This is a genomic window from Thalassotalea fusca, from assembly GCF_053485835.1.
In genome coordinates, this window is record NZ_JBQRUN010000004.1 from 330425 (window position 1) to 355137 (window position 24713).

21 protein-coding genes and 4 tRNA genes are annotated in these 24713 nt (G+C 40.7%); 6 read left to right on the forward strand and 19 right to left on the reverse strand.

The window, feature by feature from the left end; all coding sequences use genetic code 11:
- Nucleotides 1-38 precede the first annotated feature (38 nt).
- From clpX to ACSLUK_RS07580, 7 genes are all read right to left on the reverse strand, one after another.
- Nucleotides 39-1319, reverse strand: coding sequence for an ATP-dependent protease ATP-binding subunit ClpX (gene clpX / locus ACSLUK_RS07550; RefSeq protein ID WP_448547932.1), 1281 nt, complete (start codon nucleotides 1317-1319; stop codon nucleotides 39-41).
- Between the two features lie 83 nt (nucleotides 1320-1402).
- A complete protein-coding gene (gene clpP / locus ACSLUK_RS07555; RefSeq protein WP_448547970.1) occupies nucleotides 1403-2011 on the reverse strand; it encodes an ATP-dependent Clp endopeptidase proteolytic subunit ClpP in 609 nt (202 codons plus the stop codon).
- Nucleotides 2012-2129: 118 nt separating this feature from the next.
- Complete coding sequence (gene tig / locus ACSLUK_RS07560; protein WP_448547933.1) at nucleotides 2130-3437, reverse strand: trigger factor; 1308 nt, start codon at nucleotides 3435-3437, stop codon at nucleotides 2130-2132.
- A gap of 307 nt (nucleotides 3438-3744) precedes the next feature.
- Nucleotides 3745-3821: transfer RNA gene (locus ACSLUK_RS07565), tRNA-Pro, on the reverse strand.
- A 10-nt stretch (nucleotides 3822-3831) separates the two neighbouring features.
- A tRNA-His gene (locus ACSLUK_RS07570) sits at nucleotides 3832-3907 on the reverse strand.
- Between the two features lie 7 nt (nucleotides 3908-3914).
- Nucleotides 3915-3991: transfer RNA gene (locus tag ACSLUK_RS07575), tRNA-Arg, on the reverse strand.
- A gap of 33 nt (nucleotides 3992-4024) precedes the next feature.
- Nucleotides 4025-4101: transfer RNA gene (locus tag ACSLUK_RS07580), tRNA-Pro, on the reverse strand.
- A 311-nt stretch (nucleotides 4102-4412) separates the two neighbouring features.
- Here ACSLUK_RS07580 and folD point away from each other — a divergent pair.
- Complete coding sequence (gene folD, locus ACSLUK_RS07585) at nucleotides 4413-5270, forward strand: bifunctional methylenetetrahydrofolate dehydrogenase/methenyltetrahydrofolate cyclohydrolase FolD (RefSeq protein ID WP_448547934.1); 858 nt, start codon at nucleotides 4413-4415, stop codon at nucleotides 5268-5270.
- A gap of 82 nt (nucleotides 5271-5352) precedes the next feature.
- Here folD and cysS read toward each other — a convergent pair whose 3' ends face one another.
- Entirely contained in the window at nucleotides 5353-6738 is a 1386-nt protein-coding gene (cysS, locus tag ACSLUK_RS07590) for a cysteine--tRNA ligase (protein ID WP_448547935.1), read from the reverse strand.
- A gap of 147 nt (nucleotides 6739-6885) precedes the next feature.
- Here cysS and ACSLUK_RS07595 point away from each other — a divergent pair, with 147 nt between their 5' ends.
- The 3 genes from ACSLUK_RS07595 to ACSLUK_RS07605 all read left to right on the forward strand — a co-directional run bounded on the left by ACSLUK_RS07595 (nucleotide 6886) and on the right by ACSLUK_RS07605 (nucleotide 9284).
- Nucleotides 6886-7380 carry a peptidylprolyl isomerase gene (locus ACSLUK_RS07595; RefSeq protein ID WP_448547936.1) on the forward strand — a complete coding sequence of 165 codons (495 nt, stop codon included), beginning with the start codon at nucleotides 6886-6888 and terminating at the stop codon, nucleotides 7378-7380.
- Between the two features lie 5 nt (nucleotides 7381-7385).
- Nucleotides 7386-8138, forward strand: a complete 753-nt coding sequence (gene lpxH, locus ACSLUK_RS07600) for a UDP-2,3-diacylglucosamine diphosphatase (RefSeq protein WP_448547937.1) — start codon at nucleotides 7386-7388, stop codon at nucleotides 8136-8138.
- A 138-nt stretch (nucleotides 8139-8276) separates the two neighbouring features.
- Complete coding sequence (locus tag ACSLUK_RS07605) at nucleotides 8277-9284, forward strand: GGDEF domain-containing protein (RefSeq protein WP_448547938.1); 1008 nt, start codon at nucleotides 8277-8279, stop codon at nucleotides 9282-9284.
- 16 nt (nucleotides 9285-9300) lie between these two features.
- Here the strand turns inward: ACSLUK_RS07605 and miaE are convergent, their stop codons facing one another.
- Nucleotides 9301-10059 (reverse strand): tRNA isopentenyl-2-thiomethyl-A-37 hydroxylase MiaE, encoded by a 759-nt coding sequence (miaE, locus tag ACSLUK_RS07610; protein WP_448547971.1) that lies wholly within the window; start codon nucleotides 10057-10059, stop codon nucleotides 9301-9303.
- A gap of 92 nt (nucleotides 10060-10151) precedes the next feature.
- Here miaE and ACSLUK_RS07615 point away from each other — a divergent pair, with 92 nt between their 5' ends.
- Both ACSLUK_RS07615 and ACSLUK_RS07620 read left to right on the forward strand, forming a co-directional pair.
- The gene (locus tag ACSLUK_RS07615) at nucleotides 10152-10427 is read left to right on the forward strand and encodes a hypothetical protein (RefSeq protein ID WP_448547939.1); all 276 of its coding nucleotides are present in this window, start codon (nucleotides 10152-10154) and stop codon (nucleotides 10425-10427) included.
- A gap of 258 nt (nucleotides 10428-10685) precedes the next feature.
- Nucleotides 10686-11285, forward strand: a complete 600-nt coding sequence (locus tag ACSLUK_RS07620) for a Yip1 family protein (protein ID WP_448547940.1) — start codon at nucleotides 10686-10688, stop codon at nucleotides 11283-11285.
- A 92-nt stretch (nucleotides 11286-11377) separates the two neighbouring features.
- On the opposite strand, the gene purF is transcribed toward ACSLUK_RS07620, so the two are convergent.
- The 10 genes from purF to fabB form a co-directional block, all read right to left on the reverse strand.
- Nucleotides 11378-12895 (reverse strand): amidophosphoribosyltransferase, encoded by a 1518-nt coding sequence (gene purF, locus ACSLUK_RS07625; RefSeq protein ID WP_448547941.1) that lies wholly within the window; start codon nucleotides 12893-12895, stop codon nucleotides 11378-11380.
- A 19-nt stretch (nucleotides 12896-12914) separates the two neighbouring features.
- On the reverse strand, nucleotides 12915-13403 hold the full coding sequence (locus ACSLUK_RS07630) for a CvpA family protein (protein WP_448547942.1): 489 nt from the start codon (nucleotides 13401-13403) through the stop codon (nucleotides 12915-12917).
- A 72-nt stretch (nucleotides 13404-13475) separates the two neighbouring features.
- A complete protein-coding gene (locus tag ACSLUK_RS07635) occupies nucleotides 13476-14120 on the reverse strand; it encodes an SPOR domain-containing protein (RefSeq protein WP_448547943.1) in 645 nt (214 codons plus the stop codon).
- Between the two features lie 8 nt (nucleotides 14121-14128).
- Nucleotides 14129-15397, reverse strand: a complete 1269-nt coding sequence (gene folC / locus ACSLUK_RS07640) for a bifunctional tetrahydrofolate synthase/dihydrofolate synthase (RefSeq protein ID WP_448547944.1) — start codon at nucleotides 15395-15397, stop codon at nucleotides 14129-14131.
- 55 nt (nucleotides 15398-15452) lie between these two features.
- Nucleotides 15453-16310: an acetyl-CoA carboxylase, carboxyltransferase subunit beta gene (gene accD, locus ACSLUK_RS07645; RefSeq protein ID WP_448547945.1), complete on the reverse strand. Its 858-nt coding sequence runs from the start codon at nucleotides 16308-16310 to the stop codon at nucleotides 15453-15455.
- A gap of 175 nt (nucleotides 16311-16485) precedes the next feature.
- Nucleotides 16486-17271, reverse strand: a complete 786-nt coding sequence (gene truA / locus ACSLUK_RS07650) for a tRNA pseudouridine(38-40) synthase TruA (RefSeq protein WP_448547946.1) — start codon at nucleotides 17269-17271, stop codon at nucleotides 16486-16488.
- A gap of 117 nt (nucleotides 17272-17388) precedes the next feature.
- Nucleotides 17389-20916: a FimV/HubP family polar landmark protein gene (locus ACSLUK_RS07655; protein ID WP_448547947.1), complete on the reverse strand. Its 3528-nt coding sequence runs from the start codon at nucleotides 20914-20916 to the stop codon at nucleotides 17389-17391.
- 221 nt (nucleotides 20917-21137) lie between these two features.
- On the reverse strand, nucleotides 21138-22157 hold the full coding sequence (locus tag ACSLUK_RS07660; protein WP_448547948.1) for an aspartate-semialdehyde dehydrogenase: 1020 nt from the start codon (nucleotides 22155-22157) through the stop codon (nucleotides 21138-21140).
- Nucleotides 22158-22184: 27 nt separating this feature from the next.
- The gene (locus tag ACSLUK_RS07665; RefSeq protein WP_448547949.1) at nucleotides 22185-23312 is read right to left on the reverse strand and encodes a 4-phosphoerythronate dehydrogenase; all 1128 of its coding nucleotides are present in this window, start codon (nucleotides 23310-23312) and stop codon (nucleotides 22185-22187) included.
- Nucleotides 23313-23423: 111 nt separating this feature from the next.
- Complete coding sequence (gene fabB / locus ACSLUK_RS07670; RefSeq protein WP_448547950.1) at nucleotides 23424-24635, reverse strand: beta-ketoacyl-ACP synthase I; 1212 nt, start codon at nucleotides 24633-24635, stop codon at nucleotides 23424-23426.
- Nucleotides 24636-24713: the final 78 nt, after the last annotated feature.

Below are 24713 nucleotides of genomic sequence, written 5' to 3' on the forward strand. Positions count from 1 at the left end.
CAACTCGCGTTGCCTTTATCAATGATGCTATCGGTAATTTAGCTATCCGATGCAGCTTGGTCCTGCGGTGCTTCATAAATGATGATCGGTTTGGACTCACCTTTAATCACTGTTTCATCAACCACTACCTTGCTGACATTTTCCATAGAAGGAAGTTCATACATGGTATCAAGTAATACACCTTCAACAATCGAACGTAAACCACGTGCGCCAGTCTTACGTATCATGGCCTTATTGGCGATTGCTTGCAGCGCATCTTTACGAAACTCCAGTTCAACGTTTTCCATATCAAATAACGCTTTAAACTGTTTCGTTAGTGCATTTTTTGGTGCCTGAAGAATTTCGATTAAGGCATCTTCGTCAAGCTCACTTAGCGTAGCAACTACAGGTAAACGTCCAATAAATTCAGGAATTAAACCGTATTTAACCAAATCTTCTGGTTCTACTTCCTGAAAACGCTCGGTCAAGGATTTACCTTGATCAGAGTTTTTCACCTCTGCACCAAAACCAATACCAGTACCAATTTCACTACGTTGCTGGATAACCTTATCTAGCCCTGCAAATGCACCACCACAAATGAATAGGATCTTAGATGTATCTACTTGCAAGAACTCTTGCTGTGGATGCTTACGGCCACCTTGTGGCGGTACGGACGCTATGGTGCCTTCAATCAATTTAAGCAACGCCTGTTGTACACCTTCACCCGAAACATCGCGAGTAATTGACGGATTATCAGATTTGCGAGAAATCTTATCTATCTCATCAATGTAAACAATACCGCGTTGTGCTTTCTCGACATCGTAGTCACATTTTTGCAATAGCTTTTGAATGATGTTTTCAACATCTTCACCAACATAACCGGCTTCAGTTAGCGTGGTTGCATCAGCCATTGTAAATGGCACGTCAAGCAAACGCGCCAATGTTTCAGCTAATAACGTTTTACCGCTACCTGTTGGGCCAATTAACAGGATATTACTTTTGCCAAGTTCTATACCGTTATGAGAATCGCCATTGCGCAATCGCTTATAGTGGTTATATACCGCTACAGCAAGCACCTTTTTGGCATGATCTTGACCAATAACATAATCATCTAAACTTGATCTTAGCTCAATTGGTGAAGGCAAGCTTTCTTTGTCTTGCTTCGGTGCAATTTCTTTAATCTCTTCGCGGATAATGTCATTACACAACTCGACACATTCATCGCAGATAAAAACCGATGGACCTGCAATTAATTTTCGCACTTCGTGCTGGCTTTTACCGCAAAACGAGCAATACAGTAATTTACCATTTTCACCGTCACCTTTTTTAACATCGGTCATACGGTACCTCTAAACTTAATATTTCGGACTTCATTACTGTTAAGTATTTCATAAATTATCCAGATAACAATATTTATCTAGGATTACTTAACTTCTCTTTGACTTAATATGGCGTCAACTAAACCATATTCAACCGCACTTTCTGCGCTTAAGAAATTATCACGATCTGTGTCTTCGGCAACTTTATCGTACGGTTGTCCCGTATGATCAGCCATTAATCGATTTAATTTCTCTTTAATGTACAAAATTTCTTTTGCGTGAATTTCAAAGTCAGAAGCTTGCCCTTGAAAACCACCTAGTGGTTGATGAATCATAACACGAGAATTAGGCAGACAATAACGCTTGCCCTTTTCACCACCTGAAAGCAAAAATGCTCCCATGCTGGCAGCCTGCCCTATGCACACCGTACTAACATTCGGTTTAATAAACTGCATAGTATCGTAAATTGCTAAACCAGCAGTTACAGAGCCACCTGGTGAATTGATATATAAATAAATATCTTTCTCAGTACTTTCTGATTCCAAAAAAAGTAATTGTGCAACAATCAAATTCGCCATGTGGTCTTCGACCTGGCCGCACAGAAAAATTACTCTTTCCTTAAGTAATCGAGAATAAATATCGTAAGAACGTTCCCCTTTAGCAGTTTGTTCAACTACCATAGGAACCAAAGCGCTTTCAGTCAGATTACTGATATCGTGTGAATTATTTAGAGATGTAAACAACTACTTTTCCTTTCTATAAAAAAATGGCTTGTATGTTTCCATACAAGCCATTTAAGCCATTGCTTAAGCTAATGTCAAATTAAAAAGCTTATTTACCTTCAGGATTCATGATCTCTTTGAAAGTTGCTTTCTTTTCTTTAACAGCAGCTTGCTCAACTAATACGTCAATTGCTTGCTCTTCAAGCGCAACATTTTGCATTTGTTGATTCATTTCTTTGTTCGATTTGTAGTATTCGATTACTTCAGTTGGATCTTCGTATGCAGATGCTGCAGATTCGATCAATTCGTTAACTTTAGCTTCGTCTACTTTAAGTTCGTTTGTCTTGATAACTTCACCTAGTAACAAACCAACTTTAACACGGCGTTTTGCTTGCTCTTCAAACATGTCAGCAGGTAGCTGTGGCATATTTTTCGGATCCATTTGACCGCCAAAACGTTGTAAAGCTTGTTGACGTAATACGTCAATTTCTTGAGCAACCAATGCTTTTGGTACGTCAACTTCGTTAGCTTCCAATAAACCTTCGATAACTTGCTCTTTAACTTTAGCTTTTACCGCTTGGTTTAGTTCACGAGCCATGTTTTTACTTACTTCTTCACGAAGCGCTTCAACACCGCCTTCTTTAACACCAAATAGTTCAGCAAACTCGTCATTCACTTCAGGTAATACAGGGCCTTCAGTTTTCAATACTTTAATATCGAATTCTGCTTCTTTACCTTTTAAGTTTTCAGCATGGTAATCTTCAGGGAAAGTAACAGTGATTGTTTTCTCTTCATCTACTTTCATGCCGATAATGTCTTTTTCAAAACCTGGGATCATACGACCAGCACCAAGTTCTAATTCAAAACCTTCAGCTTTACCGCCTTCAAATTCTTCACCGTCAACACGACCAACAAAATTAATCGTCAGCTTGTCGCCTTTCTTAGACTTACGCTTGTTTTCTTTCCACGTTTTGTGTTGATTTTGAAGAGTAACAAACATTTCATCAACGTCGCTTTCAGTTACGTCAACAACTGGACGCTCTACTTTGATTTTATCTAAGCCAGCTAATGCCACTTCTGGATAAACTTCAAATGTTGCTTCGAATTCTAAATCTTTCCCATCTTCATTGCTTTTAGCAACAAACTCAGGACGACCTGCAGGTGTAATTTTTTCAGCTACAATTGCATCAACAAAATTGCGCTGCATTACGTCACCAGCAACTTCTTGACGAACTGCTTTACCGTAACGCTTTTGAATAACTGATGGAGGTACTTTACCCGGACGGAAACCATTGATACGTTGTGTCTTAGCTATTTGACGAAGACGATTCTTAACTTCAACATCTACTTTTTCTGCCGGAACTGAAATAGTTAACTTACGTTCCAAACCTTGTGTAGTCTCAACTGAAACTTGCATTTACTTACCTCAATAATTTGCGCTTCTTGCGCCTTCATTAACGCATCTATCTATTGTAAGCGGGATATGAATCTCGCTTTAAGCCCTTAGCAATAGCTGTATGAGCCCGGATAAATCCCGTTTAGATTGAAAATTGTGACGCAAAATTATAGCGATGCTTTGCTAAAGAGTCGAGCATGTATGCAAATTAATTTCAAATAATCGACAATTAAGGCACTAAACAGCCAAATTATAAGCAGTTTTATCGAAAAAGAGTTTGATAATATCAAGCTGAAGTAGCTTTAATGCATGTTTCGTAAAAGAGAGGTGGTCGGTGATGTAGGATTTGAACCTACGACCCCTTGGACCCAAACCAAGTGCGCTACCAAGCTGCGCTAATCACCGATATATATAATGGGGTGGCTGATGGGACTTGAACCCACGACAACCGGAATCACAATCCGGGGCTCTACCAACTGAGCTACAGCCACCACTGAATGGCACGCCCTGCAGGATTTGAACCTGCGACCCACGGCTTAGAAGGCCGTTGCTCTATCCAGCTGAGCTAAGGGCGCACATTACCTACAGAAGGCACTTTCAAAAGAAAGTGGTCGGTGATGTAGGATTTGAACCTACGACCCCTTGGACCCAAACCAAGTGCGCTACCAAGCTGCGCTAATCACCGACTTAATCATTAAAAGCATCTGTGCTTTCAACGGGTGCGGATATTACCGAGTTGCCATGCGCGCGTCAAACACTTTTTCAAAAAAAGATGGCGTTCGCTCACTTTTACAGCAACACAGGCGGAACTGCTCAAAAAACCATTCGTTTTAGGTATATTTTAGCCAGCAAAGCATACGACCTTTAAAGGTGTTCATTATTCTACACATTAAAAATGGTGAACAATCCTCCTTATTATGACAAATCAATCTACAACTCAATTACAAGTTATGCGAGAATACGCGGGTCATTTGTTTTAAGCCCTTATTGGAAATTATGTCAGCATCACTAATTGATGGCAAAGCCATCGCACAACAACTTAGAAATACTGTTAAAGATAAAGTTGCCGCTCGTAGTGCAAACGGTTTGCGCGCGCCAGGATTAGCCGTAATATTAGTTGGCAATGATCCTGCTTCTGAAGTTTACGTTGGTAGTAAACGCCGTGCTTGTGAAGAAGTTGGTTTTGTTTCACGCTCTTATGATTTACCTGATACAACCTCTGAATCAGAACTATTGGCGTTAATTGATGAGTTAAATAATGACAATGAGATTGATGGCATTCTAGTGCAACTTCCTTTACCTGAAGGCATTGACGCTAACCTTGTTATCGAAAGAATCGCACCTAAAAAAGATGTCGACGGTTTCCACCCTTCTAACGTAGGTAAACTTGCATTAAGACAGCCAGGATTAAGACCGTGTACACCTAAAGGTATCATGACATTAATAGAGTCAACCGGTGTTAAAACACATGGCCTAGATGCATTAGTGGTTGGTGCTTCGAACATTGTTGGTCGACCGATGACACTAGAGTTATTACTTGCAGGTTGCACTGTAACAACTACACATCGCTTTACCAAAGACTTGAAAACTAAAGTAAGCAATGCAGATTTACTCGTGGTCGCCGTTGGTAAGCCAGAATTTATCCCAGGAAATTGGATTAAAAAAGGTGCTATTGTAATCGATGTGGGTATCAATAGACTCGACAGTGGCGCACTTGTTGGTGATGTTGAGTTTGATGTAGCCAAAGAGCGCGCATCTTTCATTACACCAGTGCCTGGTGGCGTTGGACCAATGACAGTTGCCAGCCTTATAGAAAACACCTTGATTGCATGCGAAGAATATAACGAAAACTAGGCCTAAGCATTCAGCAGGTTTCGTACATACAAAAACGCCAGCAATTTGCTGGCGTTTTTATTTTTGGTCTGACTAAGAACGTTTACGCTTTTCGCCACGTTGTTCCATTAGGACCATCTTCCAAAACAACATTTAGCGCATTGAGTTTGTCGCGCGCTTCATCAGCCATGGCCCAATTCTTTTCAGCACGTGCGGTATTACGTTGCTCAATGAGTCGTTCTATTTCAGCAACTTCATCGTCATCATGAGAGCCTTGAAGAAACTCAGTTGGCGAAAGCTGTAACAAGCCAATCACATCGGCTAAAGCAATCAAGGTCGATGCAAGGTAGCTCGCATTGGTATCTTTCGCTTTTTTAGCAACATTTAACTCTTTGGCTAACTCAAACAATACAGCAATTGCTTCTGGCGTATTAAAGTCATCATCCATTGCTTGAATAAATTTAACCACATGAGCGTCTTCACGATTAAGCTCAAAGTTGTCAATCAGCTCTACATCCCTCAGTGCGGTGTACATGCGCTCTAAAGATGCATGTGCTTGCTCTAGGTTGTCGGTAGAATAGTTCAACTGACTGCGATAATGACCAGACGTTAAGAAGAAACGCGTAGTTTCAGCGTCATATTTTTGTAATACCTCACGAATCGTGAAGAAATTACCAAGCGATTTCGACATTTTTTCCTGATCAACTTGCACCATGCCAGTATGAATCCAATAGTTCACATAAGGCGTGTCTAGTGCACAGCAACTTTGTGCAACTTCATTTTCGTGATGAGGAAACTGTAGATCAGAGCCTCCGCCATGAATATCAAAATGACTACCTAGTTCTTTAGCATTCATTGCAGAACATTCAATATGCCACCCTGGACGCCCTTTACCCCAAGGTGAATCCCAACTTGGTTCACCAGGTTTAGCCATTTTCCACAGCACAAAATCAAGCGGGTTACGCTTCGTTTCATCAACATCAACGCGTGAACCAGCCTGCAATTGCTCAAGGTTTTGACCACTAAGCTTGCCGTAGGCTTCAAAACTAGTCACATCAAAGAGTACATCGCCGCTATCAGCGATATACGCATTAGCTTTTTCTACGAGAGTGACAATCATGTCGATAATTTCTTGCATATGCGTTGTCACGCGCGGTTCAATATCCGGGCGTTTCATCTTCAATGCATCGAAATCTTTGTACATTTCGGCAATATTGTTGTCAACAAGTTCATCACAGCTAATATCACGCTCTTGTGCACGCTTAATAATCTTGTCTTCGACGTCTGTCACATTGCGGACATAGTTAACGTCATATCCGCTGAAGCGTAAATAGCGAGCGATATTGTCAAAGCTAATATAAGTGCGAGCATGACCAATGTGGCACAAGTCGTATACCGTAACACCACAAACATACAAGCCAACTTTACCGGGGACTAGAGGGGTAAATGTCTCTTTCTGACGAGTGAGCGTATTGTATATTTGCAACATAAGTAACAGCGTTCCTTTAATATAGTTTCTATGAAAGAATGAATTTTTCGCCATTGTACCTTATGCGTCAAGTAGAATCACCAGTTCCCTTTACAGAATTCCGTAATGCGTTACAATTCACTCATTCAAAAAAATGAGAATATTAAGATGATTACATTTAATACAACCTTAGGCGATATCAAAATAAAATTAGACCATGAAAACGCACCGGTTACTGCAGCTAATTTTGAAAAATACGTAGCAGATGGTTTTTACGAAGGTACGATTTTCCACCGTGTTATCAAAGGTTTCATGGCGCAAGGCGGTGGCTTTGCTTCTGGTATGGAAGAAAAAGATGCAGGCGCACCAATTAAGAACGAAGCTCATAATGGTCTAAGTAATAAACGCGGCACATTAGCAATGGCAAGAACACAAGATCCACACTCTGCGTCAGCACAATTTTTTATCAACTTAGTTGATAATGATTTCTTAGATTTCAAAAATGAGTCTATTCAAGGTTGGGGCTACTGCGTATTCGGCGAAGTTGTTGAAGGCATGGATGTTGTCGATAAAATGACCGTCATTGAAACAGGCCGTAGAGGCTACCATGATGATGTGCCGACAGAAGAAATTGTTATCTTGTCAGCAAGTATCGAAAAGTAGTTTTTATGTCAGCTGAAGTAGCAACCCCTTTTACTTACTTCATCGCCGACCTACACCTTACAGAAAACAGGCCAGACATCACGGCCTGTTTTTTGTCATTTCTCGAAAATGATGCACCTGCAGCAGAAGCACTTTATATTCTCGGTGACCTTTTTGAGTATTGGATAGGCGACGATGACGATTCTGTGTTTTTAAATGACATTACAGACGCATTACGCAAGTTAAAAAACACAGGTGTCGATATTTTCTTCATCCATGGTAATCGCGACTTTTTACTTGGTGAAAAATACGCCAAAAAAAGCGGTATGACATTACTGGCTGAAGAAGCACTCATTGAACTTTACGGACAAAAAATCATTATAATGCATGGCGATACTTTATGTACGCTCGATACTGACTATCAAGCATTTCGCCGTAAATCTCGTACATGGTGGTGGCAAGGCATTATCAAAAGTTTGCCATTATTCATTAGAAGAAAGATCGCCCAGAATTACCGTGAAAAGAGTGCAGCAGCAACTCACCTTAAACCAATTGAAATCATGGATGTTACCCCCAACGAAGTCATCCACTGCTTTGAAAAGTATCAAACACATCTATTAATTCACGGCCATACCCATAGGCCTGCGATTCATAAAATCAGCGTAGAACAAAAAGAAGCGAAGCGTATCGTTCTGGGAGATTGGTATGAACAAGGCTCAATTTTGCGGGTTCAACCTGACAATATCGAACTAATAACTAAAGATTTTTCCAACAGTTAATTCCAATTGAATTAAAAACTATAACAATCATCCAAACGATAAATTATTGGAAACTTTTAACTGAATTAAGAATACGTTGAGCAATTCGCTTTTTATTTTCTACACTAATAATTATAAATTTTATTCATTGAGGTATACATGTTTACCAACGCATCCCCCACTGTTGCTAAGAACCATAGCGACAAGGCGCTGAAATTCCTATCTTCTCACAACATCGCGCCAAACCCGATTAATTATAGTGTTGTTTACTTGTACCACAGTGGTGAAAGCGAATCATTATCGAAAAAAATAGACCAGCAACTTGTTCAACATAACACGGTTGATGGAGTGTTTCTTGAGTCACTGTTTTTGGACCATATTAACCACACCAACAATCTAGAAAATCAGTTCTTTACGCCATTTGATGCGACCTTGAAAGATACCATTGATTATATAGAGCAACAGGTTGCTTGTGAGACGCAGACTGAAAGTAATCTCAATAAAGTAAATGACACTTTAAGTAATCAAGGTCAAGTGTCAAGCGAGGTGTTATTAAAACTCGTACATTACATGCAAAGCTCAGTTTGCCAGTCAAGAGAACAACACACAGCGTTACTCTCTGAACTTTCTCAGACCCGCTCACAACTAGCCGAAATAAAAAAATTACTTGAGGCGAGTCGTCAGGAGGCCCTATTTGACAACTTGACAGGGTTATATAACCGCAGAGGTTGCGATGAAAAACTTGACGATTTAGATGACGCAAGCACGCATACTTCATTAGTTATTGATATCGACCGTTTTAAAAGTATTAATGATAACTATGGTCACCTCATTGGCGACAAAGTGATACAACGGGTGGCCGATACTATTAAAAATTTCCTAATTGAAGACGATTTTGCAGTGCGTTATGGCGGCGAAGAATTTCTGGTGCTGTTTGTGAATAAAGACAAGTCATACGGTAAAGCGATAGCTGAAAATATTCGCAATGCCGTCACAGAACTCAAGCTAAAACACCGAAAAACCAATGCCTACTTACCTTCGATTTCAGTATCTATTGGCATCGCACAGCGCTCTAGCGGCGAAGAATGGCATGATGTTTTCAATAGTGCCGACAAGGCTTTATATCAAGCAAAATCAACAGGCCGCAATAAGTGTGTAATGGCGTAGCACAATATCCTATTGATTAAGCAGGGACGCCAGAGTGGAACTTAAAGTCGTTATCAGGCGATGAGACAAGTTCCGCTTCTACTTCACCAAATAAACGAATTCGATCACTGATATCTTCGCCAGCAATTTCCTGAGCAAGCGTTAAATAGTCTTCAAAATGTCTTGCTTCCGATCTTAATAACGACACATAAAACTTATTTAACTCATCATCTAAATGTGGTGCCAATTTAGCAAATCGCTCACACGATCTCGCTTCAATATATGCTCCACAAATGAGCTTATCGATAAGAATAGCGGGTTCATGCGTTCGCACATGTTTCATCATACCACTGGCGTAGCGGCTAGCAGTGATGTTTTCATATGCAATTCCTCTTGCCTCAATAATTTCTAATACCTGATAGAAATGATGCAACTCTTCTTTAATGAGTAGAACCATCTTATCAATCAACGATTGGCCATATGTACACGTACTTTTCGGCGCAATCGCTTTAGAGAACTTTTGATGAGCTTTCAATGAAGCCAAACTGCCCTCTTTGCGATAAACGAACTTTTCATAGGGTTGCAACCACTCAAGCAAAGATTGACTACTTTGTTTGTCCGCCGCATATTTTCGAATAAGCCACATCGCAGTTTGCCCTGCTTTGAGCTCACATATCATGTGATCTGTCAGTAACACAGGTAGATTTTCTGGCTGCTTAGCCTTTTCTATCCATGGTTCTGGAGTTTCCGTTTGGAGAAAAGATAAGATTGGTTTTAGTAACAAAGAATGAGGCATAATAGAAATCATTAATTTTAACTAGGGCTATTTTAAAAGCTGACATTACATCTTTCCAGTGTTAGTTCTGATAAGTCAAAGAAATAACCTCTATGAACAAAGCAACAAGTAAACTCACAGCACAACATAAAGACTTGATCCACAGTGACGCCTTAAAAGTAACTAGTCACGTGCAACGCGAAGAAGGAGAATGGATACTCAATACCATAATGGTTGAAAATGTTTCTACGCCTTTTAAATACAAGCGTAAACAACAATACCGTTCGTTAATTGGCCACCGAGTTAATATCACTTATTACAGCACGAATGAAAGCGTTGCTGGTTTTGACATTCAAATTTTCAAAGTAGTGAGACTTAAAATAAGTTAATGATTGCATAAAAACTCGCCTTTCCATTCCTAAATAGTATTAACAGACACTTTTTAAGCACAAAATACAAACAACTCTTGACGAATTGTTCGACATATTTCATAAATAGATCATCAACAATAATAAAAACAACGTTGAGAGCACACGCTAGTGGATAATAATAACTCGTATCTAGCGAACTAAATTATTTACCAATCACTTAGTTCACTATATATCAACCACAATTAGCGTATTTTGGGGACAGCAAGAGGGTTTACTATGATACTAAATCATATATGGGGGCTATATGCACACCCAAAAGAAGAATGGCAGACTATCGAAAAGCGTCACGAGAGCTTGGCCTACAGCCTAATACATATTTTGGTTGTAGCCTTAATTCCTGCTATATGCAGTTATTTTGCGACCGCACATATTGGCTGGTCAATTGGTGTCGGTGATTTAATCAAACTACCCGAGAATGCCGCACTACTCATGTCAATTGCAATGTATGCTGGCTTAGTAATAGGCGTATTTGGATTAGCTTATTTGATCCAATGGATGGCGGTAACTTTTGATGCAAAACCTGATTTCACACAATGTTTGGAATTAGCCGCTTATACAGCAACACCACTGTTAATGGTCGGGTTAACCGCACTTTATCCTGTATTGTGGTTTATGACACTTGCTGGTTTAGGAGCGTTGTCTTATTCAGTTTATTTACTCTATTCTGGGGTTCCTATCATGATGAACATTCCAGAGGAAAAAGGCTTTATTTATGCCAGCTCTGTTGTAACCTGTGGTCTAGTGCTGCTCGTAACACTTATGGCTGCTAGTGCCATCATGTTTGGTATGGGATTCGGTTCTGATTACATCAGATAGCTTTGCCAATAAATCTTAAGACAAAATAAAAGGCACTGATGTGCCTTTTTTATTGTGTCTGACCCGTCCTAAATAAGGTTGACACTTTTCAATTACTCTGCACCTTCGTTGTGCATGTCGATAATTGAATCGGCATTTTTATCTGACTGTTCTTTTACTTCATTGTTACGCAGTGCATCTAAGCGTTCTAGGTAGCTTTGATCGATGTCATTAGTAACGTATTGACCATTAAATACTGACGTTTCAAACATTTTGATATCAGGGTTAGCGATACCTACCGCTTCTTTGAGATCATCAATTGTTTGGAAGATAAGCTTATCAGCGCCAATCAATTCACAAATATCATCTAATTCACGCCCATGTGCAATCAATTCATTTGCACTTGGCATATCGATACCATAAACATTTGGGAACCTGATTTCTGGTGCCGCAGAGGCAAAGTATACTTTTTTAGCGCCTGCTGCACGTGCCATATCAATAATCTGCTCTGAAGTTGTACCGCGTACAATTGAGTCATCAACTAACAACACAGACTTTCCTTTAAACTCGGCTGCGATAGCGTTGAGCTTACGACGTACGGATTTCTTTCGTTGCTCTTGGCCAGGCATGATAAACGTACGGCCGATATAGCGATTCTTCACAAAGCCTTGGCGATAAGGAAGATTTAACGTTTGTGCGATTTGCAGTGCAGTATCACAAGAAGTTTCAGGGATTGGAATAACTACATCAATATCTTCGTCAGCCCATTCGCGCGCTACTTTCTCGCCTAACTTCTTACCCATTTCAACACGTGAGCCATAAACAGAAATCTTATCGATTGTAGAGTCTGGACGAGCAAAGTAAACATACTCAAATATACATGGGCAGAAATTAGGATTTTCAGCACATTGCTTACTGTGCAACTGGCCATTTTCAGTAAAGAAAATCGCTTCACCTGGTGCTACGTCTCTGACAAATTCGAAATCATTGGCATCAAGTGCTACCGATTCAGAAGCCACCATGTATTCAGTGCCGTTTTCAGTCTCTCTTTTACCAAACACCATAGGGCGAATGCCGTTAGGGTCCCTAAAAGCAACCATGCCATGACCAATAATTAACGCTACTGAAGCATATGCTCCACGAATGCGTTTATGCACATTGGTGACCGCACTAAAAATATCGTCTGGCGTTAATTCAATATTTCCTGCTTGCTGTAATTCGTGTGCAAGAATATTAAGCAACAACTCTGAGTCTGATGTTGTATTAACGTGGCGACGAGCGTTTGTATACAACCAATCTTTTAGCTCTTCCGCATTTGTTAGGTTACCGTTATGCGCAAGCGAAATACCAAAAGGCGAATTCGCGTAGAAAGGTTGAGCTTCCGAAGAACTCGATGTTCCTGCGGTTGGGTAACGAATATGGCCAATACCAATATTACCCTGTAAGCGCATCATGTGGCGCGTATGAAAAACATCCTTAACGAGACCATTTGCTTTACGCAATCTAAAGGTATTATCGTGAATGGTCACAATACCTGCTGCATCCTGACCACGATGTTGTAACACCGTTAAACCATCATATAAAGACTGACCAACTGGTGAATTACCAACAATGCCAACTATACCACACATGAACTTATTCTCCGCCGAATTAAGCTTTATTCAGAAAACTGGATGAGTGCTTTAAATATTCAAAAAACCACTCAATAACTAATGTAAATTCTGGTATCAATTGAGACTCACTCCACCATGAACTCGATGACGCAGGCGTAAATGCATCCATAAAGAATAGGACGGCACTGGCTATGAGTACACCACGCAGTGCACCAAACACGATACCAAGTACGCGATCTGTGCCTGACAGGCCTGTTTTAGAAACAAGCTGAGCGATGACATAATTTACCATGGCGCCTAGTATCAGCGTGGTAATAAATAATATAGCAACAGATGCGGCATTACGCAGTAGTGGGTCAGAGATGTTCGTAAGTAGAGTAGACAGGTTGGGATAAAAAGAACTAGCGACAAAAAACGCGGTCACCCATATAACCAAGGACACGGCTTCTTTTACAAAACCTCGTACTAAGCTAATAAGTGTTGATATGCCAATAACAGTTATAATGGCATAATCTATCCAAACCATAAACAGAGCTTTCTCATTGATTAGAGGCGCGCATTCTAACAGAATGCATACCTATTTAACCATTAATTTTTGTTATTTTGTTGGTGTAAACTTGGAAATTTTTCCTTGCACGCCCGTTAACTTCTTTAATTCAGGCAGTTGTTTTTCTAGCGTTACTTTAGAAAATTCAGGGCCAACAATGACTTTCGTTAGCTGACCACTCTTAGTGTTAATGGGCTTAGTAAATACGGTATAGCCATTATTTCTTAACTTGGTTACGAGCTCATCAACATTTTTCTTATGGCGGAAGCTGCCAAGCTGGATTTCCCAAGCTTCACGAGGCGCTGACTTTTCAGGCAGCTTGCGTGAATTATTTTCAATGGTCTGTTCAGCCGTTGCTGCATTTGCTGATGAGAAATTAGTTTCTTTTTCAAGCGTTGCTACTTTAACGGTATCACTACCACCTTTATCAACGACTGACGAATCGAGTTGAGCAATGTCTTCGTTATCATCCAACGCAGTTTCGTCTGACAGCTCATCTTGAGGGATTTGTGCCAATTTATCCGTAGGAAAGCTTTTTTTCTCGGTTTTTATATCAACAGAAGGTGCCTGTGGGATACTCGCAAATTCTTCCTGATACGATTGCTTATCGCCATCTAAAATATCAGGCAGAAAAATAATCGCTAATGCCGCAACAATAACCGTACCAACCAATCTATTCTGAAAAGGCGTAGACAAAATAACTCCTAAACCAACAATTTTCTTATTGCAGATACTGTAAAAAATGATCCGAAAACTAACACTAAATCTCTAGTACCAGCCTGATTAACTGTCATTCTATAGGCATCTTCTATATTGTCAAAGCAATTAACATTCGCGCCTAAAGGATTCATAACACTTAACATTTCTTCGGCCGTACGCGTACGTGGGCAATCTAGTTTAGCAACATTCCACGATGCAATATATGGTAATAGCGGCTCAATAGTATTTGGTAAATCTTTATCAGCTAATAACGAAAAAACCGCATGTACTTTGTCATAAGGCGCATTAGCAATAACATTTGCTAAATACCTTGCAGCTAGCGGGTTATGACCAACATCAAGCATGACATCACATGTTGAAGTCGTGAACAATTCTGTGCGGCCGTCAACGCTTGTTGAGGCAATGCTCGACGCTAGAATCTCTTTATTGATAGGAAGTTTTAGCGATCTTAGTACTTGAATAGCAGTAGCCACATTGTCGAGAGGGATATGTGGCATTGGCAGCTCATCAAAAACAATATCCCCACCATGCCATTGCCAAACAGCAAGATTCTCGTCGATAGCGACATCAAAATCACGTTGTCTGACCAACATAGTTGCCTGCAACTGTTCACCATGCGATATGACACTGTTTGGAGGGGATAAATCTCCAATAACGGCTATGCCTTTAGCACGGAAAATGCCGGCTTTTTCAAATCCGATGGATTCTCGGTCAGTACCAAGGAACGCTTGATGGTCAAGATCAACCGTTGTAATTACGGCAATATTAGCATCAATTAAATTTGTGGCATCTAAGCGACCGCCCAATCCAACCTCGAGGATGATGTACTCAGGTTGTTGCGCCATCATCACTAACATCGCGGCCAAAGTAGTATATTCATAATAGGTTAATGATATGTCACCACGTGCCTGCTCGATTTGTTCGAATGCACTGACTAATGGCATATCCTCAACATTAGCTTTGTTTAGTCTTAATCTTTCATTGAATCGCTCAATGTGAGGGGATGAGTAAACAGCTACACTGTGTTGCATTGATAGCAAAACATTTTCGAGAAATGCACACGTTGTGCCTTTGCCATTAGTGCCCGCAACAGTGATCACTTTGCTAAAAGATAGATCAATTGCCAAACGCTCAGCAACCTGGCTAATCCTTGCCAAACCTAAGTCAATTTCTACAGCGTGAATTGACTCTAAATAAGAAAGCCACTCATCAAGACTTTTATCTTGTGAGTGGCTTTGAATTTCATGTGTCATATATATACTACGTTTAATGTAAGCAGTAGTTAACTATTGGCTAGTGTGCGAATAATCAGTTTACCGGACTAACCTGACCAGTAAATTTAGCCACAACACGTGCCAATGTATCACGCATATCTCTGCGATCAACAATCATGTCTATTGCGCCCTTCTCTAATAAGAATTCACTACGTTGAAAACCTTCTGGTAGCTTTTCACGTACTGTTTGCTCAATAACACGCGGACCAGCAAAACCAATTAGCGCCTTAGGCTCTGCAACATTGATATCGCCTAGCATAGCTAAACTTGCAGAAACACCGCCCATTGTTGGATCTGTTAACACCGAAATATACGGCAAACCATTTTCTTGCATTTTGGCAAGTGCAGCGCTTGTTTTAGCCATTTGCATCAGTGACATTAATGCTTCTTGCATACGCGCACCACCACTTGCTGAAAAACAAACAAAAGGAAGATTATGCTCTAAGCAGTACTCAACACCTTTAACAAAACGCGCGCCTACAACAGAAGCCATTGAACCACCTAAAAATGAAAACTCAAATGCTGCTGCCACAATTGGCATGCCTTTAAGTTCACCACGCATTACAACAAGTGCATCTTTTTCACCCGTTGCTTTTTGCGCAGCGGCAATTCTGTCTTTATAACGTTTAGAATCCTTAAACTTCAGTAAATCCTGCGGTTCAAATTCTTCACCAAGTTCTACACGCTCGCCCTGATCAAGAAATGATTCAATACGTTTGCGTGCAGTTATGCGCATATGGTGATCACACTTTGGACATACCGATAACTGTCGATCTAACTCTTCTTTATACAAAACCGCATTACATTCTGTACATTTGCTCCATACACCTTCAGGTATATTTTTGCGTTGTGTGGTTTTTGCTTTAGGGAGTATTTTCTCTATCCAGCTCATAATTTATTGATTGCCTATCGCTAAAATGGATCTGATGACTGATTATAATTTAGCCATCAAATGCTTAATATAACTATTCTAAAATTTAACTGCCGATTAGACCATACTTTAGCAGGTATTTTATATAAAAAACTGGTCGGTTTTGTTACAAAATACCATTTTCAACTGACTTTTGTTAGTCAGGCAGAAATAATGGTCCAAGTGCCGTTTTTGGGAGAGCAAACTCTTCGGGGTAATCTACATCAACAAAATATAGTCCATTAGACGGGGCTGTAATCCCAGCTAAACATCTATTTTTAGCTTCTAAGACTTCCTTAATCCAAGACACAGGTTGCTGCCCAGTTCCGACTTTCATCAAACTCCCTGAAATATTTCTCACCATATGGTGCAGAAATGCATTTCCTTTGACATCTATGACGATATAGTTGCCTTGCCGAGTCACGTTACAATGGTAAAGCGTTCTGTTAGGTGAATGACTTTGACAGTGGACCGTACGAAATGACGTAAAATCGTGTCTACCCACTAAGTATTGTGCAGCCTGATGCATTAGTGCCGCATCTAATGGATTATGTGAAAATGTAATGCCATGATTGAGAATTGCCGGACGAAGGGGGTTATTAAAGATGATATAACGGTAACGCCTCGCAGTTGCACTAAATCGAGCATGAAACTCATCATCAACTTGCTTAACCCATTTTACAGCAATATCTTTTGGTAAATTGGTATTAACGCCGAGTGTCCATGCAACGTCTTTTCGCACTTTTTCCGTATCGAAGTGGACTACTTGGTTAGTCGCACTGACTCCTGTATCCGTGCGACCTGCACATACAACCTCAACTGGTTCGTCAGCAACTTTTGACAACGCTTGCTCTAAAGTTTGCTGAACACTTACTACATTTTTTTGACTTTGCCAGCCATAATAATGGCTGCCGTCATATTCAACACCTAGGGCGTAACGCATTAAAACCTCCCAATAATTTCGGAGGCGCATTATCCATTATTTCGCCCCTTTTTGCGAACAAAAAAAGCGCTTATTCAATAAGCGCTTTTCTATCGTCAAGAATTTATCTTGAAAATGCTACTTCAAATTATCCAAGAGCTGCTGGGCTTCAAATTGCTGCTGTGCATCACCATGCTCTACAACATCCATTAGAATGATCTCAGCATTCTCAGCATCACCAATTTCAATGTATACTTTTGCCAAATCCAACTTAGCAGCCATACCATTTTCATCAAGGTCATCAATATCCTCACCTTCACCAGCAAATTCAGGAAATTCATCTAACCCAACATCAATCTTAGATTTATCGTATGGCTCGATAGTATCAGCATCCAAACTTTCAGAGAGCAAAGAATCAACCGATATAAAATCATCTTCATCTGCCTCTGTTGGTGGCTCAGAGGCATCAACGTCTGTGGAATCAGAAATATCTAAAATATCATCACCAATATCTAATTCCTCACCAAATTCTAATGTCTCGTCATCAGCTTTTGGTGCTTCTTCCTCGATATTCGCTAGCAATTCGTCAAAGTCTAAATTATCAAGCTCTTGAATATCATTCAGCTCTGACGCTTCTTCTACCACATCATCACTGGCTTTATCTTCATTCTCATCAGCTAATAAATCAGCCAGCACATTGCTGTCGGTAAAGTCTGGCGATAACTCTACCTGCGCGTCTTGCTCGTCACTTAGCATTGCAGATAAAGTTGATTCATCAAATTCAGTATCTAGCCCTTCAAGAATTTCGTTCTCATCAATTATATTTGATTCACTTTCATCGTTTTCAGACTTCTCAACTTGCGGTTCACTCTCAGGTTCAACGCTGCCACTTGTTTCTTCAATAAGTGCGTCAATATCAAAATCGTCGTCTAGTTCGTCAATGACAATGGATTCTTCTATAGCAGGTGCTTCCTCTGCAACGCTTTTTTCTTCTTGAGTTTCAGTTAATAGTTCTTCGTCTTCTTGAATTAATTCAGCATCATCAGCAACCAAATCTGGTTCATCAAAAGTGACCTCTAATTCTTCATCAATATCTGCGCTCTGTTCTGCTAAGTCCTCTCTAGCAGACATGATGTCACTAAAATCGGCCGCCAAAAATGGCGCTACATAATCTTCAGTGAGTCCTTCAATTAAATCTTTATTAGGAGACTCTGACGATTCCTCTACAGCTTCTTCACGAGTTTGCACATTCTCGCTATTGTTCGACTCACTTAATTGGACAGTATCTGTGTCACCATGCTCGCCAAGCAATGCATCAATGTCATCAATGTCATCAATGTCATCAGGGTCAGATATTTCGTACTCTTCGCTCGAATCAGCCGGTGAATTGTCACTACTATCAGGTTGTGGCTCGGCCATACTCGCCATTAAGGCATCAATATCATCAGGATCGGTTATCTCAATATTAGCGTCAGCTTCTTGAGCTGACGATTCACCCGCTACCGCATCCATTAATGCGTCAATATCGTCAGGATCTGTTACATCAGCGCCAGCGGCAGGTTCTTCTTTAGCTGGCTCGCTTGCTACCGCGTCCATTAATGCGTCAATATCGTCAGGATCGGTTACATCGGCGCCTGCAGCTGGTTCTTCTGTAGCTGGCTCGCTTGCTACAGCGTCCATTAATGCGTCAATATCGTCTACATCAGCGCCAGCGGCAGGTTCTTCAGCTGGTTCACTTGCCACAGCATCCATTAATGCGTCAATATCGTCAGGATCGGTTACATCTGCGCCTGCAGCAGGTTCTTCAGCTGGTTCACTTGCAACAGCATCCATTAATGCGTCAATATCGTCAGGATCGGTTACATCAGCGCCAGCGGCAGGTTCTTCAGCTGGTTCACTTGCCACAGCGTCCATTAATGCGTCAATATCGTCAGGATCGGTTACATCAGCGCCAGCGGCAGGTTCTTCAGCTTGTTCAGTTGCCACAGCATCCATTAATGCGTCAATATCGTCAGGATCTGTTACGTCTGCGCCAGCGGCAGGTTCTTCAGCTGCTGGTTCAGTTGCTACTGCATCCATTAATGCGTCAATATCGTCAGGATCTGTAACATCAGCGGCAGCATCAGGTTCACTTGCCACTGAATTCATTAATGCATCTATATCGTCAAGGTCCGTTACGTCCGCGCCTTGTTCAAGCTCGTCAGCAGCCTCAATGATATTATCTATATCTAGGTCACCATCTCCATCAGGTGACTCTGCCTCCGCTTCAGCTACTGCTTCTTTTAATAAATCATCAAGTGAGCCTTGATCCAGTTCTCCACCTTCCAAAGGTTCACCCGGTTCACTATCAAGCGACTCTTCTACAACGTCTCCCTCGTCTAAGCCCGATAACAATGAATCAAGATCTCCTTGGTCAAGCTCTCCACCCTCTAAAATTTCTGTATTATCATCAAGCGTGATTTCTTCAAGATCATCCAAATCGTCCAGATCATCTAATGAATCATCGAGTGAGTCATCCAAATGAATAACATCATCATCTAACAATTCGTCATTTAATGACTCTAAATCATCGCTAAACAAACCATCTGCAGAATCTTCTTCTGCTAAATCGATAGAAAGTTCATCGTCTAGAGACAAATCTTCATCAATCGTAAGCTCATCATCCAATGATAGTTCGTCATCTAACGATAGTTCACTATCTAACGTTGCTTCTGGTGCAGGTTCAGGTATTTCGGCGGGCTCTTCAACAACTTTTTTGTCAGCCTTTTTCTCACTTACCGCAGCTGGCTCTTTACGACGACTCATGAAAAATGCCACAAATCCAAGAACTAAAGCGGCTGGTATAGTCATCATCAAGCCGGTAAACCACATGCTCGAAGTAAAATCATCCGCTGCCAATGCTTCTTGTTGTTTTCGAATTTCGCGCTCAAGCGCTTCAGCTTCTGCTTTGGCTAGTAAGGCTTTAAGAATTTCATTTTGTTGATTTAACTGTGTTTCTAATTCTTTTTCTTTGGCAACTTCCGTTTGCATTTGACTTAGTTTATCGTTGAAGTCATTTAGACGATTTCTCAACGCTTCGTTTTCACTTAATATTGCTTGTAAACCGTCAATGGAATCGAGTACATCACGTTGGATAGTATCGAAACGCTGTTGCTGTGTATTATCAATAGATTGTAGCTGATCGTTGATGTGTGTTTTTACGTCTTCCAAATCTTCTTTTTTCACAGCGTTAGCGACAACTTGCTTCACCTTTTCTGGTGCAGCTACCGCAACTTTCTTCTCCCACTGCATATCATCTTCATCAGACTTTTGTTTCGCTGATTGTGGGTTGATTTGACGAATTTCTTCAAGACTGGGTAATGAAAGATAAGTGCCATCAATTAAATGGTTCAGATTATTATCTGAGAAGGCTTGAGGGTTTTTTTCGTATAATGCCTGCATTACCTGATAAATAGACACAGAATTATCTGGGCGTACACGCAAAGCGATATTCCACAATGTGTCGCGAGACGATATTGGACCATATTTGTCATAAGGAAATACATCAGTACTTTTAGGTCCACGAATTCGTATACCCGACTCCTCTGCCATGACACTGGCGACAGGAACAGTTAGACAACTGGCGAACAATACCTGCCAAAAACACAGGCGTAACAATCGTTGCATCAATATTTCCTAGTTATTTTTCTAATGGTCAAATAATTGACATTGCAATATATATTAAATTTCAAGGCAAATTTCATTCCAACTATAATATTTGATCACATCATAGCTCGCTCAAATGATCAATACTGAATTAATAGCATGGCTTAAACAAAAAAATCAGAAACCCACCAATTTAACGGCGAGTTTCTGATTTTCTTTAAGTTTCTGTTGAAAAGTTATTTTTACGAAAGATATTCTTTAATCAATAGCTCAGCAATTTGAATACTGTTAGTTGCCGCACCTTTACGCACGTTGTCTGCCACTACCCACATGTTAATACCATTATTGCAACTGATATCTTCACGGATACGACCTACAAAAGTGGCGTCTACACCACTAGCATTGCCGATTTGTGTAGGAAAATCTTCCGCTTTTTCGCGCACTTCAAGGCCAGGCGAATTTTTAAGTAGTTCTGTTACTTCTTCGGCAGAAATCGGCGCGCGTGTTTCTATATGTATAGCTTCACCATGACCGAAAAATACAGGAACTCTCACCGCTGTAGGGTTAACGCGAATGCTATCATCACCAAGGATCTTCTGGGTTTCCCATACCATTTTCATTTCTTCGCGTGTATAGCCATTGTCCTGAAAACTATCAATTTGCGGGATCACATTGAAGGCAATTTGACGAGAAAATGCTTTCGACTCGACAGGTTTCCCACTTAATAAGTCTGCACATTGTTTTGCGAGCTCATCCATTGCCTCTTTACCAGCACCAGACACTGACTGATAAGTACAAACATTGATTCGGTCGATGCCAACAGCATCATGAATTGGCTTTAGTGCCACCATCATTTGAATGGTTGAACAATTAGGGTTAGCAATAATATTGCGGTTGCGATACTCCGCCAATGTATGTGGATTTACCTCTGGTACAACAAGCGGAACGTCTGCTTCGTAACGAAACTCTGAGGTATTATCAATAACAATACATCCAGCATCTGCCGCTATTGGCGCAAACTTCGCTGAAATACTACCACCAGCTGAGAAAAAGCCAATTTGAGCTTGACTAAAATCAAAGGTATCTGCATCAATAACTTCAATGCTTTCACCATTAAATTCAATCACTTCACCCGCAGAACGTGCGCTAGCTAACGGATAAAGTTTATTGATAGGAAAGTCTCGTTGCTCAAGAATTTCCATAATCGTTTTACCGACTAAACCTGTTGCACCCAAAACGCAAACGTCAAATTTCTGTGTCATGCTCCTCTCTCTTCTCTTTTCTCATTTCTATTGTGGTAAAACATTGAAACCAAGCCCGTTCAATGGCTCAATTTCACATAAATTAGGGTTATTAACTGCGATTGATGAAAACTCACGTCGAACGGGGTAATGCTTGCGTATGTAATCAAACCCCTGCTCTGCCACCAATTGGCGAAAAATGCCATCATCTCGCTTTACATCGTATACCATTTTTACCATCTGGATTAACAAATTCTGATCAAAATCAGCATTCGTCGTTACCGAAGTGATAGCAGGCTCTGGTAGACATGCACTAAGTGACTTGTTCGGGACTATTGCCAGTTTTTGACATAATGCCTGATATAGCATTTCAGTACCACGAGATTTTCCTTCTAAGCTATAACCAGCAATGTGTGCCGTGGCGATATCAACATATGCCAATAATGGCATCAAAATATCAGGTTCACCTTCCCAAACATCTAAAACCAGCGTCAATCCGTGGCCGTTCTGTTTTAGGTCAAGCAATGCATTATTATCAATAACTTCCCCTCTGCAGGCGTTTATCAATATTTGATCATCTCGTAAACAAGACAAACGCTGCGCATTCAATAAGTGCAACGTCTTGTGGACACCACTTAGTGTTTTCGGCACATGAAGCGAAATAACATCACAAGTCAACGCTTGCTCTAAGGAGACAAATTCTCGATTATCTTCACTATTGGCCGCAAGTATAGGATCACACAAATAGTGCTTAACGCCCAATGCGGTGAGCTTTTCACTCAATCTACTTCCAGTGTTACCCGCACCTATTATTCCGACACTTTTATCTTTAATGTCAAAAAGGTATTTTTCCGATAGATTGACTAATGCGCTAATCACATATTCTGCGACTGATACAGCATTGCAGCCTGGAGCCGAACTAAAAGCAATATTTCTTGAGTGCAAATAACCTTTATCGATATGGTCTGTGCCAATGGTTGCGGTACCAACGAATTTTATTTGATGATTATTTTCTAACAGTGCCTGATTTACTTGTGTAATCGAGCGAACAAGCAACACATCTGCGTCAGTTAATTGTTCAGCAGTGATGTCTCGGCCAGAAAATGCCGTTAACGTGCCTAAATCACCAAAAAATTCTCGGGCGAGCGGCATGTTTTCATCGTAAAAAATATTCATCTCATTTCCATCAATAACCTTTACTTACTTGTAGGTACAAAGGTTGTTAAATTTGAGGTAAAAAAAAAGCCGTTAACTTATCGTCAACGGCTTTACTATAGACCGTTGAGTCTATTTGTATTTCTTCATTAATAAGGTTGCATTGGTGCCACCAAACCCGAAGCTGTTAGACATCACTAAGTCCAAGTTTGCTTCACGTGTTTCGGTTACAATATCAAGCCCATCAGCTTCACTATCTAAAGTGCTGATGTTGATAGATGGCGCAATGAAGTTGTTTTCCATCATAAGCAAAGAGTATATCGCTTCATGTACACCAGCAGCGCCTAATGCATGACCAGTCATCGCTTTAGTTGCACTGATAGCAGGAGAATCGCTACCAAATACTTCTTGAATAGCACCAAGCTCTTTAACGTCACCTACTGGCGTTGAAGTACCATGCGTATTTAAGTAATCAACTTTACCTTCTACGCCATGCATCGCTTGCTGCATACAACGAACCGCACCTTCGCCACTTGGCGCTACCATGTCAAAACCATCAGATGTTGCACCGTAACCAACAATTTCAGCATAAATATGCGCACCGCGAGCTAAGGCGTGTTCTAGTTCTTCAACTACGACCATACCGCCGCCACCAGAGATAACAAAACCGTCACGCTCTGCATCATATGTACGAGATGCAGTTTCAGGTGAGTCATTATATTTGCTAGAAAGCGCGCCCATTGCATCAAACATCATAGCTAATGACCAATCGACTTCTTCACCACCACCCGCAAACACAATATCTTGCTTGCCAAGTTGAATTAGCTCAGCCGCATGACCAATACAATGCGCACTTGTCGCACATGCTGAACTGATCGAGTAGTTCACACCTTTAATTTTGAACGGCGTAGCCAAACATGCAGAACACGTACTAGACATTGTTTTTGGAACAGCATAAGGACCAACACGTTTAACACCACGCTCGCGTAATGTATCTGCAGCACCTACCACATTCTCAGAAGACGCTCCGCCAGAACCAGCAACAATACCAGTACGGAAGTTGGACACTTGCTCTTCTGTTAATTTAGCGTCGTCAATCGCTTCTTGCATGGCAACATAGGCATAACCAGCTGCGTCACCCATAAAGCGCATGGCCTTACGGTCAATGTGGTCTTTAGTTACTAATGTCGGCTTACCCCAAACTTGGCTACGTAAACCTTTTTCTTCAAAGCTATCTGCTTTTGTAATTCCTGAACGTCCTGCTTTTAATGAAGCTAAAACTTCTTCAGCATTGTTACCAATACTAGAAACAATACCTAATCCAGTGATCACTACACGTTTCATTTAACTAACCATCTAAAAATTTAAAAATCGAGCGTATCATACCGACTTTTACCCGACATACTGGTCTGTCCAGCGTAC

Coding starts and splice junctions, on each gene's coding strand:
- clpX (WP_448547932.1), bottom strand. CDS start 1,319: ATGACCGATGTTAAAAAAGGTGACGGTGAAAATGGTAAATTACTGTAT.
- tig (WP_448547933.1), bottom strand. CDS start 3,437: ATGCAAGTTTCAGTTGAGACTACACAAGGTTTGGAACGTAAGTTAACT.
- folD (WP_448547934.1), top strand. CDS start 4,413: ATGTCAGCATCACTAATTGATGGCAAAGCCATCGCACAACAACTTAGA.
- cysS (WP_448547935.1), bottom strand. CDS start 6,738: ATGTTGCAAATATACAATACGCTCACTCGTCAGAAAGAGACATTTACC.
- ACSLUK_RS07595 (WP_448547936.1), top strand. CDS start 6,886: ATGATTACATTTAATACAACCTTAGGCGATATCAAAATAAAATTAGAC.
- lpxH (WP_448547937.1), top strand. CDS start 7,386: ATGTCAGCTGAAGTAGCAACCCCTTTTACTTACTTCATCGCCGACCTA.
- ACSLUK_RS07605 (WP_448547938.1), top strand. CDS start 8,277: ATGTTTACCAACGCATCCCCCACTGTTGCTAAGAACCATAGCGACAAG.
- miaE (WP_448547971.1), bottom strand. CDS start 10,059: ATGCCTCATTCTTTGTTACTAAAACCAATCTTATCTTTTCTCCAAACG.
- ACSLUK_RS07615 (WP_448547939.1), top strand. CDS start 10,152: ATGAACAAAGCAACAAGTAAACTCACAGCACAACATAAAGACTTGATC.
- ACSLUK_RS07620 (WP_448547940.1), top strand. CDS start 10,686: ATGATACTAAATCATATATGGGGGCTATATGCACACCCAAAAGAAGAA.
- purF (WP_448547941.1), bottom strand. CDS start 12,895: ATGTGTGGTATAGTTGGCATTGTTGGTAATTCACCAGTTGGTCAGTCT.
- ACSLUK_RS07630 (WP_448547942.1), bottom strand. CDS start 13,403: ATGGTTTGGATAGATTATGCCATTATAACTGTTATTGGCATATCAACA.
- folC (WP_448547944.1), bottom strand. CDS start 15,397: ATGACACATGAAATTCAAAGCCACTCACAAGATAAAAGTCTTGATGAG.
- accD (WP_448547945.1), bottom strand. CDS start 16,310: ATGAGCTGGATAGAGAAAATACTCCCTAAAGCAAAAACCACACAACGC.
- truA (WP_448547946.1), bottom strand. CDS start 17,271: ATGCGTTACGCCCTAGGTGTTGAATATGACGGCAGCCATTATTATGGC.
- ACSLUK_RS07655 (WP_448547947.1), bottom strand. CDS start 20,916: ATGCAACGATTGTTACGCCTGTGTTTTTGGCAGGTATTGTTCGCCAGT.
- ACSLUK_RS07660 (WP_448547948.1), bottom strand. CDS start 22,157: ATGACACAGAAATTTGACGTTTGCGTTTTGGGTGCAACAGGTTTAGTC.
- ACSLUK_RS07665 (WP_448547949.1), bottom strand. CDS start 23,312: ATGAATATTTTTTACGATGAAAACATGCCGCTCGCCCGAGAATTTTTT.
- fabB (WP_448547950.1), bottom strand. CDS start 24,635: ATGAAACGTGTAGTGATCACTGGATTAGGTATTGTTTCTAGTATTGGT.